The following is a 14,440-nucleotide window of genomic DNA, read 5'->3' as shown; positions in this document are numbered from 1 at the left end:
AGAAGGCCGCAGCGTTGCCGCCGCGGCCTCCCGATGTGAATTCGCTCGGTGGTGAGAACGATCCGATCCGGAAAGATCAGCTTCCGGAGGCAGTCCCCTCTCCGTCCTCGTGCGCCTCGGGTGCCACGCTCGGCATCGCCCAACTGGTTTCGGCAGCCGATTCGGTTGCGCTCACTTCGGGGGTTTCGACCAGAGGAGCCATCTTGGGAGCCCGCTTCTTGGCGGCCTTCTTCTTCGGCGCAGCGGGAGCCTTCGCGGCCGACGTCTTGGCCTTCTTGGCGGGAGCCTTCTTCACAGCAGCCTTCTTGGCAGGCGCCTTCTTGGCAGGAGCCTTGGCCGCCTTCTTCGCCGCGGCCTTCACGGTCTTCTTCGCCTTCTTGGCCGGCGCCTTTGCAGCCTTCTTGGAAGCCTTTTTCGCGGACTTCTTGGCAGCCTTCTTGGCGGACTTCTTCGTCGCCTTCTTGGCTGTCTTGGCCTGCGCCATCAGCTTCTTCTTGTCTTTCTTGTCCTTCTTCGCCTTCTTGTCCTTCGCCATCAGAATCCCTCCAGTTGCCGCCGAAATCAACTCATCCGGCGGGACGGGCCGGCAGTCAGCACGCGCCCGTCCGTCAAATCATTCCTGGTCGCGGACCGCCCGTCGCCCAGTCGAGAAGCTCAACGGTGTGCACGACGGGAACGGTGGTGCCGCTGGCAATCTGCATCATGCAGCCGATATTGCCTGCCGCGATCACATTCGGCTTGACGGTCGCGATATTGGCGACCTTGCGATCGCGCAGCTTCATCGCGATGTCAGGCTGGAGAATGTTGTAGGTCCCCGCCGAACCGCAACACAAATGACTCTCCGGTATATCTTTCACCACGAATCCGCACTTGGAAAGCAATTCTTTCGGAATGCTCGTGATTTTCTGCCCATGTTGCAGCGAGCAGGCGGAGTGATAGGCCACGACGAGGTCGTCGTGCCGAGATGCGGAGACCAGATCGAGACCCGCGAGATACTCGCTGATGTCCTTCGCCATGGCCGACACGGCCGCAGCAGGCGCTGCATATTGCGGGTCCTCGCGCAGCATGTGTCCGTAGTCCTTGATGACGGTGCCGCAGCCCGAGGTCGTCACCAGGATGGCGTCGAGACCGCCACGCTTTGCCTCGGCAGCCCACACCCCGACATTGGCGCGGGCGCGCGCCAGCGCGTCGGCGTCCTGCCCCATGTGATGGGTCAGCGCACCGCAGCATTGCTCGTCCCTGACCAGCACGACCTCGACGCCGTGCCGCGTCAGGACGCTGATCGCAGCCTGGTTGATGCGCGGCGCCAGCGCCGCCTGCGCGCAGCCCTGCAGCAGCGCCACGCGGCCGCGCCGCGCGCCCTGCGCGGCAAACACGCTGCCGCCCGCCGGCCCCGGCGGCGGCAGCGCCGCGGCGGGCGCCAGGTCGAGCATCGCCCTGACGCGCCGCAGCAGGCTCGGCACAGGTCCCTGCGTCACGGAGGACGCCGGCAGCAGCGCCTTGAACGGCCGGCCGAGCCGCGCCAGGGTCATCGCGAGCCGAAACTCGCGCGGCCGCGGCAACACATAGGCGAGCACGGCGCGCAACAGACGGTCCGCCAGCGGACGCTGGTAGGTCTGCTCGATGCGCCCCCGCGCCTGGTCGACGAGGTGCATGTAGTGGACGCCCGACGGACAGGTCGTCATGCAGGACAGGCACGACAGGCAGCGATCGATGTGCTTGAGCACGTCCGCCGTCGGCGCCTGGTCCTTCTCGAGCATCTGCTTGATCAGGTAGATGCGGCCGCGCGGGCTGTCGAGCTCGTCGCCGAGCAGCACATAGGTCGGACAGGTCGCCGTGCAGAAGCCGCAATGGACGCAGGCGCGCAGGATCTTGTCGGCCACCGCGATATCGGGGTCGGCGAGCTGCGCCAGGGTGAACTCGGTCTTCATGACGCAACGCTCCGCCTGATACGGCCGCGGTTGAGAATGGTCTTGGGATCGAAGGAGACGCGAACCCGCTCCTCCAGCGCGGCGACGCCGGGCGGCTGCGGGTGGAAGACGTCGACCGCCAGACGCATCTCGTCCCACGCGCGGAGCAGGGTGGCGTGGCCGCCAACGGCCTCGGCCTGCTTGCGCACCAGCCCCGCGGACGCATCGGGCTGCGGCGGCAGCGCCGCCCAGATCAGCCCGCCGCCCCAGTCATAGATCACCTCGCCGCCGGTCTGGCGCGTCAGCGCCTGCCCGATGACGCCGCCGGATACGGGCGGACAGACGATGCGCCAGACCGGCCAGGCGCCGAGCGGGCCATTGGCCGCGAACGGCAGCACGTCGCGCACGGCGCTCCAGACATCGGCGGAGGCGTCGTCCGCGATGATCTCGGCCGGACCGAAGGTCGCGAGCTGCTTGGCGAGCGACGCCGCCCGATGCGCCGCGGACGCCGTGATGCCCTCGAGCCTGATCACCGTGACCGCCTCGCGCGGCGAGCCGATCGGGCTCAGCCCATCGACCTCCGGCCGCAGCGTGGAGGCCGGCAGATGCGCAGCCCCCGACACGTCGAACGGCGATCCCAGCGCCGCCGTCATGGCGCGGTTGGCCTTGAGGTCGTCGAGCCCGCGCAGCACCAGGCTGCGCTCCGACTCCGGCCGCGGCATCACCTTCAGCGTCGCCTCGGTCATGACCGCGAGCGTGCCCCAGGAGCCCGCCAGCAGCTTGCAGAGATCATAGCCGGTGACGTTCTTGACGACCTTGCCGCCGGTCTTGAAGCTCTCGCCGAAGCCGGAGACGGCATGCGCCCCGAGCAGATGGTCGCGCGCCCCGCCGGCGCGGATGCGCCGCGGACCGGCCAGGCCCGCCGCGATCATGCCGCCGAGCGTGCCGCGGCCCGTGGTTCCGAGCAGCGGACCCGTGTCCATCGGCTCGAACGCGAATTGCTGGCTCTTCGAATCGATCAGCGACAAGAGGTCGGCGAGCGGCGCGCCGGCCTGCGCCGTGATGATCAGCTCGTTCGGCTCGTAGGCGACGACGGCGCTCAGGGCCGACAGGTCGAGCACGGCGTTGGTGGTCGTGATCTGCCCGATCCGGCGCTTCGAGCCATGGCCGATGACGTCGAGCGGCTGCTCGCTCGCGATCGCGGCGCGAACCACCTCCTCCACGTCGGCTGCGTTGCGTACTTTGAGGGCGTCCACCGCTGCTCGCCTTGCTTGTTGATGATGACAGGCGGTCCAGCGCGACGCGGCCACCGACGTTGGGGCCTTTCTAAAGCGTTGCGGGCCGGACACAAGGGCGGCCACGACGGAACGTTCACGCGCGATCTGCATGGCCCCGCCGTCGTGCTCTGCGGCATCGAGGCTTCGCTGCCCCGCAGGACTATCGCATATGACGCCGTCAGAGTCCGGCCGAGCTGTTTCAACGTCGTCATGGCCGGGCTTGTCCCGACCATCCACGTCGTCGAATCCGGAGAAGGAAAGACGTCGATGCCGGGCCTTCGCCCCGCGAGGCGCCAGGCCCCGCAGGCGGAACAAGCCCAGGCATCGCGTACTCCCCAGCCCGTAGGGCGGGTTAGCGAAGCGTAACCCGCCGACTTTCGAGACGCACGGCGGATGACGCCTTCGGCCCATCCGCCCTACGCACTCATGTGCACATCCATCCTTCGTCCGCCATCGAAGGATCAGGTGCAGGAACTGCGGTATCGTTGCCCTTGCAGCACTTCAACGAAAGGACCGATCACGATGACCGGATATGCAGTCGAGACGAAAACCGTGAACGAGGCCATCAGCGGCGGCGGCCTGCTGGTGGTGGCACAATGGGAGGCCCGCGACGGCGAAGCCGACCGCGTCGCCGAGATCCTGTCGCGCTTCCTGCCCGAGGCGCAGCGCGAGCCCGGCGCCGAACTGTTCCTGATCTCCCGCGCCAAGGACAACCCGGCGCAGTTCCTGTTCTACGAGCTGTTCCGCGACGAAGCCGCGTTCAAGGCCCACCAGGAGAGCGACCACTTCAAGACCTATATCGCCGGGCTGGCCCTGCCTCTGCTGGCCCGGCGCGAGCGGGTGCAGTACGAGCTGATTGAAACGCCGCTTTCCTGAAACCGGCCCTCAGCGCAGTCACGCCGGAGAGGGCGCGGCCGCGTTCAAGGCCTGGGCAATGTCGGCGATCAGGTCGGTGGGATGCTCGATGCCGATCGACAATCGGATCGTCGAATCCAGGATGCCGATCTTCTGCCTGACGGCAGCCGGCACGCCGGAATGGGTCATGCTGGCGGGCAGGCTTGCGAGCGACTCCGTGCCGCCCAGGCTGACGGCCAGCTTGAAGATCTGCAGCGCGTTGAGGAATTTGAAGGCGGCCGCCTGGCCGCCTTCGATGTCGAACGAGAAGGTCGAGCCGGCGCCGGTGCACTGGCGCCGGAAGACGCGGCCTGCGGCCGAGGCCTGGTCGAGATGGCCGAGGTAATGAACCTTGGCCGCCTTGCGGTGGTCCCGCAGATAGTCCGCGACGATGAGCGCGTTGGCATCGGCTTTCTCCATCCGGATGCTCAAGGTCTCGAGCGAGCGGCTCAGCATCCAGCAGGAGTGCGGGTCGAGCTGGGTCCCGATGGCGCCGCGCAACGCCTTCACGTCCTTCATGATGGACTTGGCGCCGAGCGCGGCGCCGCCGATCAGGTCGGAATGACCGCCGATATATTTGGTCAGCGAGTAGAGCGAGATGTCCGCGCCGTGCTCGATCGGCCGTTGAAATACCGGGCCGAGTAGCGTGTTGTCGCAGGCGACCAGCGGCGTATGTCCCTGCGCCCTGCCGATCGTGTCGGCGACACGGCGCACCATCGCGATGTCGACCAGGCCGTTGGTGGGATTGGCCGGGGTTTCGATGAAGATCATCGCGACCTGCCCCTTGCGCATCGCATCCTGCGCCGCCGCGTCGACCGCGGCTTCGTCGACGCCGTCGGCGAAGCCGACCGCGCCGATGGACAGGCCGGCCAGCGTCTTGCTGAACAGCGTCTCGGTGCCGCCATAGAGCGGCTGCGAGTGCAGGATCACGTCGCCCGGACGCACGAAGGCGAGGATCGTGGTCGCGATCGCCGACATGCCGGACGAGAACAGCGCGCATTTGTCGGTGCGTTCGTAGATGGCGAGCCGGTCCTCGACGATCTCGCTGTTTGGGTGGTTGAACCGCGAATAGACCAGGCCCGCGCCGCCCTCAGGCGGCTCGCGGCGGCCCGAGACGAAATCGAAGAAATCCTGTCCATCCTCCGCGCTCTTGAACACGAAGGTCGAAGTGAGGAACACCGGCGGCTTGACCGCGCCTTCCGACAGCTGCGGATCGTAGCCGTAGTTCAGCATCAGCGTTTCCGGATGCAGCGCATGGTTGCCGATATGGGTTTTTGACGGAAACGGCTTTGTCATGGTTCACCCCGCTGTGCGAATGATCGGACCGCAGCCGCGAACATCGCGCGGCCGCCACCATGTCGTTATTCTATCAGATGATGGGCGGCGCGCGTGCAGCGTCGTCAAGGTTCCGCGAGAGCTAAGCGGACGCGTTTTCGCCGTCATTCCGGGGCAATCGTCAATGCGAAGACGCTAACCGGCTGCACGTTGGTGATTGAACCACGGTGCGCAATAGCGCCCCGTAGTTCAAGGCCTCCGAATGCCGAATTTTCCTCTTTCTTTTTTCCAGAAATGGTGTATGATTTCACCCATCCTGCCTCGCCGAGCGAGAGGGGCGTACGCGCGGTCGTCACGATACGTGGGGTGGGGACGCGGTGGCCGTGTCAGGTCGCAGCGTGACTTCGGTCATGCCGACGATTCAGGACTGGCTCGAGGCAGATTGGATGAAGTCGCCAGTCGCGTTGACCGGCCGCCGGGCGAAATCCTGAAGAAGGCCGAGCGCGAGGCCGGGATGCGCGCCTATGAAGACTGGCAGGTGCGTCGAGCGGCGTAGCCGGTAAGAAACGAAAGATCACAGGGCACCATGGGCGTCGCCAGATGGGATCAACCTGGGGCCTCTACCGTGTGAAGGGAGCGAAAGTCATTGATATTACTAGAGAATTTCGACGATCTAATGCTTAAGTTGCAAAGTTTCGCCAAAGGCCCGTTCCGGTTGCGCGGATCGAACTCGGAGTGATAGGATTTTTGGCCCTTAGCCGAACCGCCATTTGAGCGTCGCCCTCTTTCCGTTGTCTTCAGTTGTATACGATAGAGTTCCATTGTGGCCCGCCGTCTCTTGATATGCCCCGGCCGAGCCATTTACTATTGGGCAACCGGAAAATCGCAGTGAAAAACATCGACTTCATCCAAATGGCTTACTTCACGGCTCCCAGGCCGGATCCGCTCGATGCTGGAAAGATTTGGGAGTTGTTTTACGGTGCGCCTGGTCCGGATGAATTTCGGCGGATTCCAAATACTCCTGGAAAGCAAACCGTCGCGGCAGGCACCGCCGCCCAAAAACAAATCACTATCGCCAGCCAGATTGGTCGGATTGATGTAACGGTCAATACGATGCCTGACGCTCCGGGGGAGGATCATCCCTTTCTTGAAAGCCCGGAAGAGATCTTAGCTGAACTCGCTCAAAAGGCTGAGCTGTTGCCAGAGTCTTGCCCGCTGTTGCGGGGCGCTTTTGTACTGAACCAGCTTCTCCCGTTCGAAGGCTCTGCAACGGAGATGATCGAAGCGAAAACGGGTGCAAGATTTCCGATCAACTCGATTGACCCAACGATCCAGTATAATATCCAGGTGACGGAGGATGGCGACCCGCCGCTTCTGGTGAACCAGATATCAACCTGGTCGGTAGCTAACGTGCAGCTCTTTCGATTCGATTCTAGCGGAGCAACTCCCTTTGCGGTGAAAACTGATCAGCGCATAGTTCACAAGATCGACGTTAACACCGCGCCAAATCAGTCATTTCAAAGAGGTGATGTTGCTCGCGTCTTTCGATGCCTCTCATCGCGAGCCATCGCGCGAATTGAAAACACAACGAGTGGTTCCAATGCTTAGATTTCAGCAATCGCCGCAGCCTAACTCGATCGATGTTACACTGCCTAGGAAAAAAGCTGAACCGCTTTCGTCTGATCTCCTGGTTCGATACGCAGCAGACAGCACCGTGCACCTCTCCATGCTTCAGAAGGTGAGCCCGAACGAGACCTACGAGCCTCTGATCTACAAACGAATTTATGGTCGATCGTCGCCTACGATCGATGAAGGCCCCGCCGCTAGCGCCTTAGCAAGTGTGAAAAAGCGATACGACGAGATCGAGAGGCGCTTGGATGCGTTAGCAAACGCAGACGACGAAGAAGCGGTCGAGCGCGGTGCCGTACAAACCGCGATTGCGGTTCTGAATCAAATCGAGATCGCTCGATTGCCACCTCCGAAAATCGCGACTCAAGACCACGAAGCTATAATCATGCTCTGGGCAGAGGGCATGAAGCGTTGCGCCATTACGATAACAGACGGTGAAGTCGGCTACGTCGTTCGCGACAATCGTCAGTTGCTGACGGCAAGGGACTCGATCAATATACACGAGTTTAAATTGTTGGGACACACGCCGGCTTAAAAATGACCGTTGCCCTTGAAGAAGATGATAGCATCGCGCGGTGCATTATCTTTCCGCGCTTCTTTTCCGAAGATCAGGTCCATCTCGACGAGCTGCTTTGGCGCTTCGAAAACTCTGGCGAGGATGGCTGTGGCCACGAGTCTGGCGTACTGAGACGATTGGTGCCGGAAGCCGAGCAGGTGCATCAAATCGGTTGTGGCATTGCTGCCATCCAGAACCAGACCGCGAAGGCTCGTCGATATTACTGTGGCTTTAGAAACGCCAAATATGGCGCCATCCCCCTCAATGGTCCTGATTACACCTTGACCGTTACAAGCACTGTTGAGCACGGTCAGGAGGCTCACCTCGACTTTGCCTTAAGGATCACTGTGGAAGGAAAGAGCGCACGCAATCGAGCCAAGGCAAACGCCCGAATTGCCATAGCGGAGGCCTTCGGGCCTGCGATCCCTCACATATGCGACTGTGATACTTCGGACGCCGAGCATCCATTCAAGCGGTTCGGAGACGAATGCCTGAACGGTAAGGGCACATTCCTCACCCTGGGATGAATGTAGTGCCCCTCTGTCGATCTCTCTAAGGCTACAAGCAATAGGATCCATATCGTCTTTCCAAGCGCGTTACGGCCCGTGCTTGACCATGACGATGGAATCTCCGCGTCTGCTATGGGTCGCTCAACGAACTAGGAGCGAGGACTGATCTTTCGGGCCACCGGCAACAAATCCGCCGGCCGCGCTTCTTCGCTCGCCATCGTGTGCTCGTAGCGATCGATAAGAGCACGGCATGTCCGCTTCTTTCGCCGTGTATAAACCGTCCACGAATGGCGCGCCCACTACATAACTCATTGATTTGCATCTGAAATGAACATTGATCCGCAACCTTCACACGGGAGCGGTCCAAGGTCGATCCCTTGAGCGTCCACAATTTCGAACCGACAGAGATGCAGGGCTTTTTCGAGTCGTCGGGCAAATCAGCTTTGCTGATCTTGCGCGATCTCACCGCACAAGAACGGCCGGCCGCAGCAAAATCGCTCGCGCGGAAAACCCCATTTCGCGAGCTATTTCAGTGCGAAGCGGCAGGCCTCCTCCAGGCGCCGAAATTTCCTCTTTCGTTTTTACAGAAATCGTGTATGACTCTCCCCATCCCGCCTCGCCGAGAGGGGCGTACGCGCGGTCGTCACGATACGTGGGGTGGGGATGCGGTGGCCGTGTCGGGTCGCAGCGTGGCTTCGGTCATGCCGACGAACGACTGCGATGCGGACGTGAAGTCGTGTGGTCCTGGCCTCCCGGTGCTGAGGCCAAGCGGGCGATGCCCTTTGCGGGGCGCGCAGGCGACGGGGGCAAGAACGCCGGTCCCCGAGGAGATCACGTATAAGCGTTAAGACCAGCGCGCGGGGAATGCCGGTTGATCGGCTGAACCTGTGGTACCTGCCGCCTGCATTTTTTTCGCAGGCGGGCCATGGGTGAGGCCTTCACCCGGCATTCCCTGCGCCCTCTCGATTGCTTTCGAAGGGCATGTCGATGGCAGGATCCGGGCGTCGTGCGCCGCGGGGATGCGAGGTCATGTCCGATATTGTCTGGGATGTGGATATGGACCTCACGCCGTCGGCATGGCTGGACGGGCCTCATGGTTCGAGACGGCGCTGCGCGCCTCCTCACCATGAGGGGCCAGGTCCGAGAGCGGCGCGGCACATGGACTGTCAGCAGCGTCGTCGTGGAGAGAGCGAGAGTGCTGGATCGATCTACACGGTACGTGTTCTGGGCACGACTTTCGCTCCTCACCCTGAGGAGCCCGCCGCAGGCGGGCGTCTCGAAGGGCGAGGCCCGTACGGTGGCCTCATGGTTCGAGACGGCGCTATCGCGCCTCCTCACCATGAGGGTCTCCAGCATTTGCGGGACGTGAGATCGAGCAGACACCAAACGATGCCGCCCTGCTCTCACGCGCGCTTTTCAGAATCTCGGCAGATCAGGAAACGCCAGCTTGCCGCCGTGGACGTGCATGCGGCCGAGCTCGGCGCAGCGGTGCAAGGTCGGGAACACCTTGCCGGGATTGAGCAGGCCCTGGCTGTCAAAGGCGCACTTCACCCGCTGCTGCTGGTTGAGGTCGATCTCGGTGAACATCTCCGGCATCAGGTCGCGCTTCTCGATGCCGACGCCATGCTCGCCGGTCAGGACGCCGCCGAGCTCGACGCAGCAGCGCAGGATGTCGGCGCCGAACGCCTCGGCCCGCTCCATCTCGCCCGGCCGGTTGGCATCGTACAGGATCAGCGGATGCAGGTTGCCGTCGCCGGCGTGGAAGACGTTGGCGCAGCCGAGCTGGTACTTCTCCGACAGCTCGCGAATGCGCGCCAGCGCCTTCGGCAGCGCGCCGCGCGGGATCGTCCCGTCCATGCAGAGATAGTCCGGCGAGATGCGTCCGACCGCAGGGAATGCCGCCTTCCGTCCGGCCCAGAACAAATTGCGCTCGGCCTCCGACGTCGAGATCCGGCAGGTCGTCGAGCCGCATCCGGTCGCGATCGCCTCCACGCGGCCAATCAGCTCGTCGACCTCGACGCCGGGACCGTCGAGCTCGATGATCAGCAGCGCCTCGACGTCGAGCGGATAGCCGGCATGGACGAAGGCCTCGGCGGCGTGGATCGCCGGCTTGTCCATCATCTCCATGCCGCCGGGGATGATGCCGGCGCCGATGATGCGGGCGACGCATTCGCCGGCGGCTTCGACCTCGGCGAACCCGACCATCAGCGCGCGCGCCGTCTCCGGCTTCTGCAGGATGCGCACCGTCACCTCGGTCACGACCCCAAGCAGCCCCTCCGATCCGGTGATCAGTCCCATCAGGTCATAGCCCGCGTTCTCGGCGCACTTGCCGCCGATGCGCAGCACCTCGCCGGTCATCAGCACGAACTCGCAGCCGAGCACGTTGTTGGTGGTCATGCCGTATTTCAGGCAGTGCACGCCGCCGGAGTTCTCCGCGACGTTGCCGCCGATCGAGCAGGCGATCTGCGAGGACGGATCGGGGGCGTAGTAGAAGCCGGCATGCGCGACCGCCTGGCTGATGGCGAGATTGGTCACGCCGGGTTCGGTGACGACGACGCGGTTGTCGAAGTCGATGTCGCGGATGCGCTTGAACTTGCCGAGCCCGAGCAGCACGCCGTCGGCCAGCGGCAGCGCGCCGCCGGACAACGACGTCCCCGAGCCCCGCGGAACCACCTTGATGCCCTGCTCGTGGCAGTATTTCAGGACCTTCGACACCTGCGCGGTGGTCTCCGGCAGCACCACAACCATCGGCGGCTGGCGGTAGGCCATCAACCCATCGGACTCGTAAGGCAGCATCTCGGCGGCGCTGTCGATGACGCCCTCGCCCGGCACGATCGCACGCAGTGCAGCAACGATCTCGTCACGGCGCGCCAGCACCGCCCGATCAGCTTCCGGCATCATGATCGCCATCGCGTTCCTCCGGCCCTCGATTTGCCCTGGCATATCAATCACAACGGAAACGGTTTGGATAGGCAGCGGATCAGCATCGGAGTTTGCGGCAGAGCAACAAACTCAGCCATTATGCTGATTTGCCTCAGCGCTTCCCCGCTTGTGCGTCGCTTGAGGCCATGCCACAACCTGCGCGCAAACTCGTCTCGTAACCCACAGAGCCTGATCCATGAAGAAAATGACTTTGAGCGCGCTCGTCATCCTCGCCTCGTCGTCGCTGGCGTCTGCCGCGCTGGCGCAGGATGCGGCCGCCGGCAAGACGTCCTTCAACAAGTGCCTGCCCTGCCACGCGATCGGCGAAGGCGCGAAGAACAAGGTCGGTCCGGAACTCAACGGCCTCGATGGACGCAAGTCGGGCAGCGCGCCGGACTACAATTATTCGGAAGCCAACAAGAACTCGGGCATCACCTGGAACGAGGCGGTCTTCAAGGAATACATCAAGGACCCGAAGGCCAAGATCCCCGGCACCAAGATGACCTTCGCGGGCATCAAGAACGAGACCGAGATCAACAATCTCTGGGCCTATGTCGCGTCGTTCGACAAGGACGGCAAGCAGAAGCAGTAAGCGGCCGGCCGCGGCCCTCCGCTCGAGACCTGGAGGCCCCGGCAGACGCCGGGGCCTTTCCATCATCAGGGCGCCGCTTCGACGGCCGTGAGCGCGCTGACCATCCGATCGACCTCGCCCACCACGAGCTCCGGCACCGCATTCTGGACCATGTGCCCGAGGTCGGGCACGACGATCAGGCGCGCCTGGGGCAAGACCCGCGCGAGCGGCCGGGAATGGATCTCGGTATAGACCGTCCTGTCGGCATCGCCGGCCAGGATCGTGACCGGCACCTTGATCTCGCCATAGCGCGGCGCCTGCTCGATCACCGCCTGCTTCAGGGTGACGAGGTCGCGCGCATTGGCCAGGAACTCGCGCGGCCGCAGCAACAGCGGCGTCGCGGTCCGGTCGACGAAATCGTCCGGCATCTCCTGCGGCGCGAACACGCCGCGGGCACCAGGCGCCATCAGCGCCAGGCCGAGCGGCAGCGTGATCGTATGCGCCAGCAAGGGCCCGACCACCGGCGTCGTGACGGCCGCATTGTACTGTCCGACCCCGCCCCGCCAGGGATAGGCGACCGGCGCCAGCATGACGAGGCCAGCGACCCGGTCAGGGAAGTCGAGCGCCATGCGCAGGCCGAGCGCACCGCTCCAGGAATGGACCACCAGGATCACCGGGCCGATGCCGAGCCGGGCCAGCGCCTCGTCCAGCATGCGGGCCTGAACCGCGGGCGTCGAATCCTCGGCGCGATCGCGCGGGCTCCAGCCGTGGCCGGGACGGTCGACCAGGAGCACCCGATGACGCCGGGCGAGCAGGTCGCCGAGCGGCCTGCGCATCGCCTCGAGGTTCGAGCTGGCGCCGTGGACAAGCAGAAGCGGCGGCCGCTCCCCGTCACGCGGCCCGATATCCACAAGATTGATGGTCGCTCCATCGACCTCGACCGCCTCTCCCTGGGCCGGATAGCGTCTTTCCATCAGCACGACGCCGGCCTGGGTCAGCAGCGCCAGCAGCCCCAGGGCCCCCACTACGAGTATTGAAATCATTGATGATTTTCTGCCTGTCACCTGGACAGATACGGGATGGATCGCAGCAGGTTGCGGCTGCGGCCGCCGTCTCCCGTCATTTCGCCTGCGAATCCTGTCATGATGGCGTCGTCGGCCATTTTATAACCATGGTCAGGACATTTCCTCGCAATCAGCCGATGGCCGTGAATTACTTGCGGTCGGGTCATTGCGCAGTCGAAGCACGATGACCGGCCCTGTGTTTAGTTTGGTGTTTTGGGAGGGGGTTACCGATGAGCTTTCGTTCAAGCGAGGCAGCCATCGACGAGATCGTCGCGAGCTGCAACGGCGACCTTCGCGGCGCGCTGAAGGCGCTGCTGCTGGTCAACGAGCATCTCGAGGCCGAGATCGCACAACTCTATGCCGCGGCCGCCCAGTACGGCCTGCCGGACCGCCGCAGCACCGCGTTCCACTGAGCCGCCGGCCCGCTCGCGGGCGAGCCGATCAGTCCTCCTGCGTCATGTCCTTGTTCGGGCACGCGTTGATCGTGGATCTCGCGAGCTTGGCGTCATCCTTCGATTTGAAGGGGCCGGACGCGAACCAGATGTCGCCCATGATCGTGACGACCGGATTGCTGGTCACGATCTCGCAGCGATTGGTGGCGCGGTTGCCGACCACCCAGAACAGATCCGGATCCTCGGCCCAGGCGGCCGACATCGTCGTCATCACCAGCGCTGCCGTCAGCACCGCCCGCCGCATCGCGTCTCTCCTGCCGAGATCCATCGTTGAGAGGCAGCTAGGTTCGCGTGGCCGGACCGACAAGGACGGCCGCCCAGACGTGGTTAATCGGCCGTTACGGCTAGATGTCGCGCCCCTCGACCTTCTCGGTGAGGGTCTTCACCAACTCCGGCACCTTGTCGAGATGCGGATTGACCTCGAGCGCCTTGCGGAACGCGTCCAGCGCCCGCTTCTCCTCGCCCAGATCCTGCATGATCATGCCGAGACCTGCGAGCGCGCCGAAGTGCCGCGGCTCACGCAGCAGGACCTGCTGGATGTCGGCAAGCGAGCGGCCGTAATCGTTCTGGAGGTAATAGATGGTCGCGCGACGGTTCCAGGCCTCGACATAATCGGGCCGGAGCTTGATCACCGAATCGAGCAATTTGAGCGCAACTTCGTTCTGCTTCGCGTCCATCGCGGCTTTGGACCGCGACATCAACAGGGCGACGGTATCGCTGGGGGTCTGCAGCCAGATCGCCCAAATCCGCGCCTCGACATGCTTGGCGCTGATCTCGTCGGGCGCCGCCTTCAGGGCACCGAACAGGAAATCGAGGCCCTTGGTCTTGTCGGCGCCGATCTTCGGCAGCTTGGCCGGAGCCTCGGGCGGCTTTGGCTTGACGCCGGCCCGCGGCTCCCCCTGCGCAAAGGCAAGATGCGGTACCGAAATGACGACAACGGCGAGAAGAATCGCCCGCAAGGATCGCTTGGCCATGCCCCAAGTCTAAACGCAGTCGGCACGTCCTGCAAAGCAGCACGCGCCTCAAAGACCTGTGAGGAGGCCCCTCTTCTCGAGGGGAGATCTACGGGATCAGCCCTGGCGCGCCTTGAAGCGGCGCTGGACCTTGTTGATCACATAGACGCGGCCCTTGCGGCGGACCAGACGGTTGGCGCGATGGCGGCCACGCAGCGACTTCAGCGAGTTACGGACCTTCATGGGACATCCTGATACGTTGAAAGGCCGTGTTGGACAGGCCGGAAGTGGCAAATACAAAGGGAGTTCCGCAAGCGACCAAGTCGCCCGGATTGGCCGGTTTCTAACCACCAGCCCGCCGGATGTCAATCATGGCGGGCCCCGGCTTCAACAGAACCGGCCGGCGACGCGCCCCTCGATCCAACTTG

15 protein-coding genes are annotated in these 14,440 nt (G+C 63.7%); 6 read left to right on the top strand and 9 right to left on the bottom strand.

Annotation, left to right across the window (positions count from 1 at the left end; all coding sequences use genetic code 11):
- Positions 1 to 76 precede the first annotated feature (76 nt).
- The 3 genes from QX051_RS24985 to QX051_RS24975 all read right to left on the bottom strand — a co-directional run bounded on the left by QX051_RS24985 (position 77) and on the right by QX051_RS24975 (position 3,166).
- Positions 77 to 535: a hypothetical protein gene (locus QX051_RS24985; protein ID WP_315777950.1), complete on the bottom strand. Its 459-nt coding sequence runs from the start codon at positions 533 to 535 to the stop codon at positions 77 to 79.
- A 73-nt stretch (positions 536 to 608) separates the two neighbouring features.
- On the bottom strand, positions 609 to 1,931 hold the full coding sequence (glcF, locus tag QX051_RS24980; RefSeq protein WP_315777949.1) for a glycolate oxidase subunit GlcF: 1,323 nt from the start codon (positions 1,929 to 1,931) through the stop codon (positions 609 to 611).
- Complete coding sequence (locus QX051_RS24975) at positions 1,928 to 3,166, bottom strand: FAD-binding protein (RefSeq protein ID WP_315777948.1); 1,239 nt, start codon at positions 3,164 to 3,166, stop codon at positions 1,928 to 1,930. Before QX051_RS24975 ends, glcF begins: the two co-directional genes overlap by 4 nt.
- A gap of 573 nt (positions 3,167 to 3,739) precedes the next feature.
- Here QX051_RS24975 and QX051_RS24970 point away from each other — a divergent pair.
- On the top strand, positions 3,740 to 4,063 hold the full coding sequence (locus QX051_RS24970; protein WP_315777947.1) for a putative quinol monooxygenase: 324 nt from the start codon (positions 3,740 to 3,742) through the stop codon (positions 4,061 to 4,063).
- 18 nt (positions 4,064 to 4,081) lie between these two features.
- Here the strand turns inward: QX051_RS24970 and QX051_RS24965 are convergent, their stop codons facing one another.
- Positions 4,082 to 5,377, bottom strand: coding sequence for a cystathionine gamma-synthase family protein (locus QX051_RS24965; protein WP_315777946.1), 1,296 nt, complete (start codon positions 5,375 to 5,377; stop codon positions 4,082 to 4,084).
- An 867-nt stretch (positions 5,378 to 6,244) separates the two neighbouring features.
- On the opposite strand from QX051_RS24965, the gene QX051_RS24960 reads away from it, so the two are divergent.
- The 3 genes from QX051_RS24960 to QX051_RS24950 are packed head-to-tail and all read left to right on the top strand — an operon-like array spanning position 6,245 to position 8,068.
- Positions 6,245 to 6,964: a hypothetical protein gene (locus tag QX051_RS24960; RefSeq protein ID WP_315777945.1), complete on the top strand. Its 720-nt coding sequence runs from the start codon at positions 6,245 to 6,247 to the stop codon at positions 6,962 to 6,964.
- Positions 6,957 to 7,520: a hypothetical protein gene (locus tag QX051_RS24955; protein ID WP_315777944.1), complete on the top strand. Its 564-nt coding sequence runs from the start codon at positions 6,957 to 6,959 to the stop codon at positions 7,518 to 7,520. The genes QX051_RS24960 and QX051_RS24955 overlap by 8 nt, the downstream gene beginning before the upstream one ends.
- A gap of 2 nt (positions 7,521 to 7,522) precedes the next feature.
- Positions 7,523 to 8,068 carry a hypothetical protein gene (locus tag QX051_RS24950; RefSeq protein ID WP_315777943.1) on the top strand — a complete coding sequence of 182 codons (546 nt, stop codon included), beginning with the start codon at positions 7,523 to 7,525 and terminating at the stop codon, positions 8,066 to 8,068.
- A 1,398-nt stretch (positions 8,069 to 9,466) separates the two neighbouring features.
- On the opposite strand, the gene QX051_RS24945 is transcribed toward QX051_RS24950, so the two are convergent.
- On the bottom strand, positions 9,467 to 10,960 hold the full coding sequence (locus QX051_RS24945) for an FAD-linked oxidase C-terminal domain-containing protein (RefSeq protein ID WP_315777942.1): 1,494 nt from the start codon (positions 10,958 to 10,960) through the stop codon (positions 9,467 to 9,469).
- 208 nt (positions 10,961 to 11,168) lie between these two features.
- On the opposite strand from QX051_RS24945, the gene cycA reads away from it, so the two are divergent.
- Positions 11,169 to 11,564 carry a cytochrome c-550 CycA gene (gene cycA / locus QX051_RS24940; protein ID WP_315736540.1) on the top strand — a complete coding sequence of 132 codons (396 nt, stop codon included), beginning with the start codon at positions 11,169 to 11,171 and terminating at the stop codon, positions 11,562 to 11,564.
- Between the two features lie 65 nt (positions 11,565 to 11,629).
- Here the strand turns inward: cycA and QX051_RS24935 are convergent, their stop codons facing one another.
- On the bottom strand, positions 11,630 to 12,586 hold the full coding sequence (locus QX051_RS24935) for an alpha/beta hydrolase (RefSeq protein ID WP_315777940.1): 957 nt from the start codon (positions 12,584 to 12,586) through the stop codon (positions 11,630 to 11,632).
- Positions 12,587 to 12,837: 251 nt separating this feature from the next.
- On the opposite strand from QX051_RS24935, the gene QX051_RS24930 reads away from it, so the two are divergent.
- Entirely contained in the window at positions 12,838 to 13,020 is a 183-nt protein-coding gene (locus tag QX051_RS24930; protein ID WP_231319498.1) for a hypothetical protein, read from the top strand.
- Between the two features lie 28 nt (positions 13,021 to 13,048).
- Here QX051_RS24930 and QX051_RS24925 read toward each other — a convergent pair whose 3' ends face one another.
- The 3 genes from QX051_RS24925 to ykgO form a co-directional block, all read right to left on the bottom strand.
- On the bottom strand, positions 13,049 to 13,303 hold the full coding sequence (locus tag QX051_RS24925) for a hypothetical protein (RefSeq protein ID WP_315736538.1): 255 nt from the start codon (positions 13,301 to 13,303) through the stop codon (positions 13,049 to 13,051).
- Positions 13,304 to 13,403: 100 nt separating this feature from the next.
- Entirely contained in the window at positions 13,404 to 14,033 is a 630-nt protein-coding gene (locus QX051_RS24920; protein ID WP_315736537.1) for a tetratricopeptide repeat protein, read from the bottom strand.
- Positions 14,034 to 14,129: 96 nt separating this feature from the next.
- Positions 14,130 to 14,255, bottom strand: coding sequence for a type B 50S ribosomal protein L36 (ykgO, locus tag QX051_RS24915; protein WP_006611362.1), 126 nt, complete (start codon positions 14,253 to 14,255; stop codon positions 14,130 to 14,132).
- Between the last annotated feature and the right edge of the window lie 185 nt (positions 14,256 to 14,440).

Origin of the sequence: Bradyrhizobium sp. SZCCHNR1053, from assembly GCF_032381235.1 — a bacterium.
In the GTDB taxonomy this organism is placed as follows: domain Bacteria; phylum Pseudomonadota; class Alphaproteobacteria; order Rhizobiales; family Xanthobacteraceae; genus Bradyrhizobium.
The sequence above is the reverse complement of the archived record's forward strand: the minus strand, read 5'-3'. Positions and strand labels throughout refer to the sequence as shown.

Excerpts from the sequence above, each read along its gene's own strand:
- QX051_RS24985 (WP_315777950.1), bottom strand. The coding sequence starts at position 535 with ATGGCGAAGGACAAGAAGGCGAAGAAGGACAAGAAAGACAAGAAGAAG.
- glcF (WP_315777949.1), bottom strand. The coding sequence starts at position 1,931 with ATGAAGACCGAGTTCACCCTGGCGCAGCTCGCCGACCCCGATATCGCG.
- QX051_RS24965 (WP_315777946.1), bottom strand. The coding sequence starts at position 5,377 with ATGACAAAGCCGTTTCCGTCAAAAACCCATATCGGCAACCATGCGCTG.
- QX051_RS24955 (WP_315777944.1), top strand. The coding sequence starts at position 6,957 with ATGCTTAGATTTCAGCAATCGCCGCAGCCTAACTCGATCGATGTTACA.
- QX051_RS24950 (WP_315777943.1), top strand. The coding sequence starts at position 7,523 with ATGACCGTTGCCCTTGAAGAAGATGATAGCATCGCGCGGTGCATTATC.
- QX051_RS24945 (WP_315777942.1), bottom strand. The coding sequence starts at position 10,960 with ATGGCGATCATGATGCCGGAAGCTGATCGGGCGGTGCTGGCGCGCCGT.
- cycA (WP_315736540.1), top strand. The coding sequence starts at position 11,169 with ATGAAGAAAATGACTTTGAGCGCGCTCGTCATCCTCGCCTCGTCGTCG.
- QX051_RS24935 (WP_315777940.1), bottom strand. The coding sequence starts at position 12,586 with ATGATTTCAATACTCGTAGTGGGGGCCCTGGGGCTGCTGGCGCTGCTG.
- QX051_RS24930 (WP_231319498.1), top strand. The coding sequence starts at position 12,838 with ATGAGCTTTCGTTCAAGCGAGGCAGCCATCGACGAGATCGTCGCGAGC.
- QX051_RS24925 (WP_315736538.1), bottom strand. The coding sequence starts at position 13,303 with ATGCGGCGGGCGGTGCTGACGGCAGCGCTGGTGATGACGACGATGTCG.
- QX051_RS24920 (WP_315736537.1), bottom strand. The coding sequence starts at position 14,033 with ATGGCCAAGCGATCCTTGCGGGCGATTCTTCTCGCCGTTGTCGTCATT.
- ykgO (WP_006611362.1), bottom strand. The coding sequence starts at position 14,255 with ATGAAGGTCCGTAACTCGCTGAAGTCGCTGCGTGGCCGCCATCGCGCC.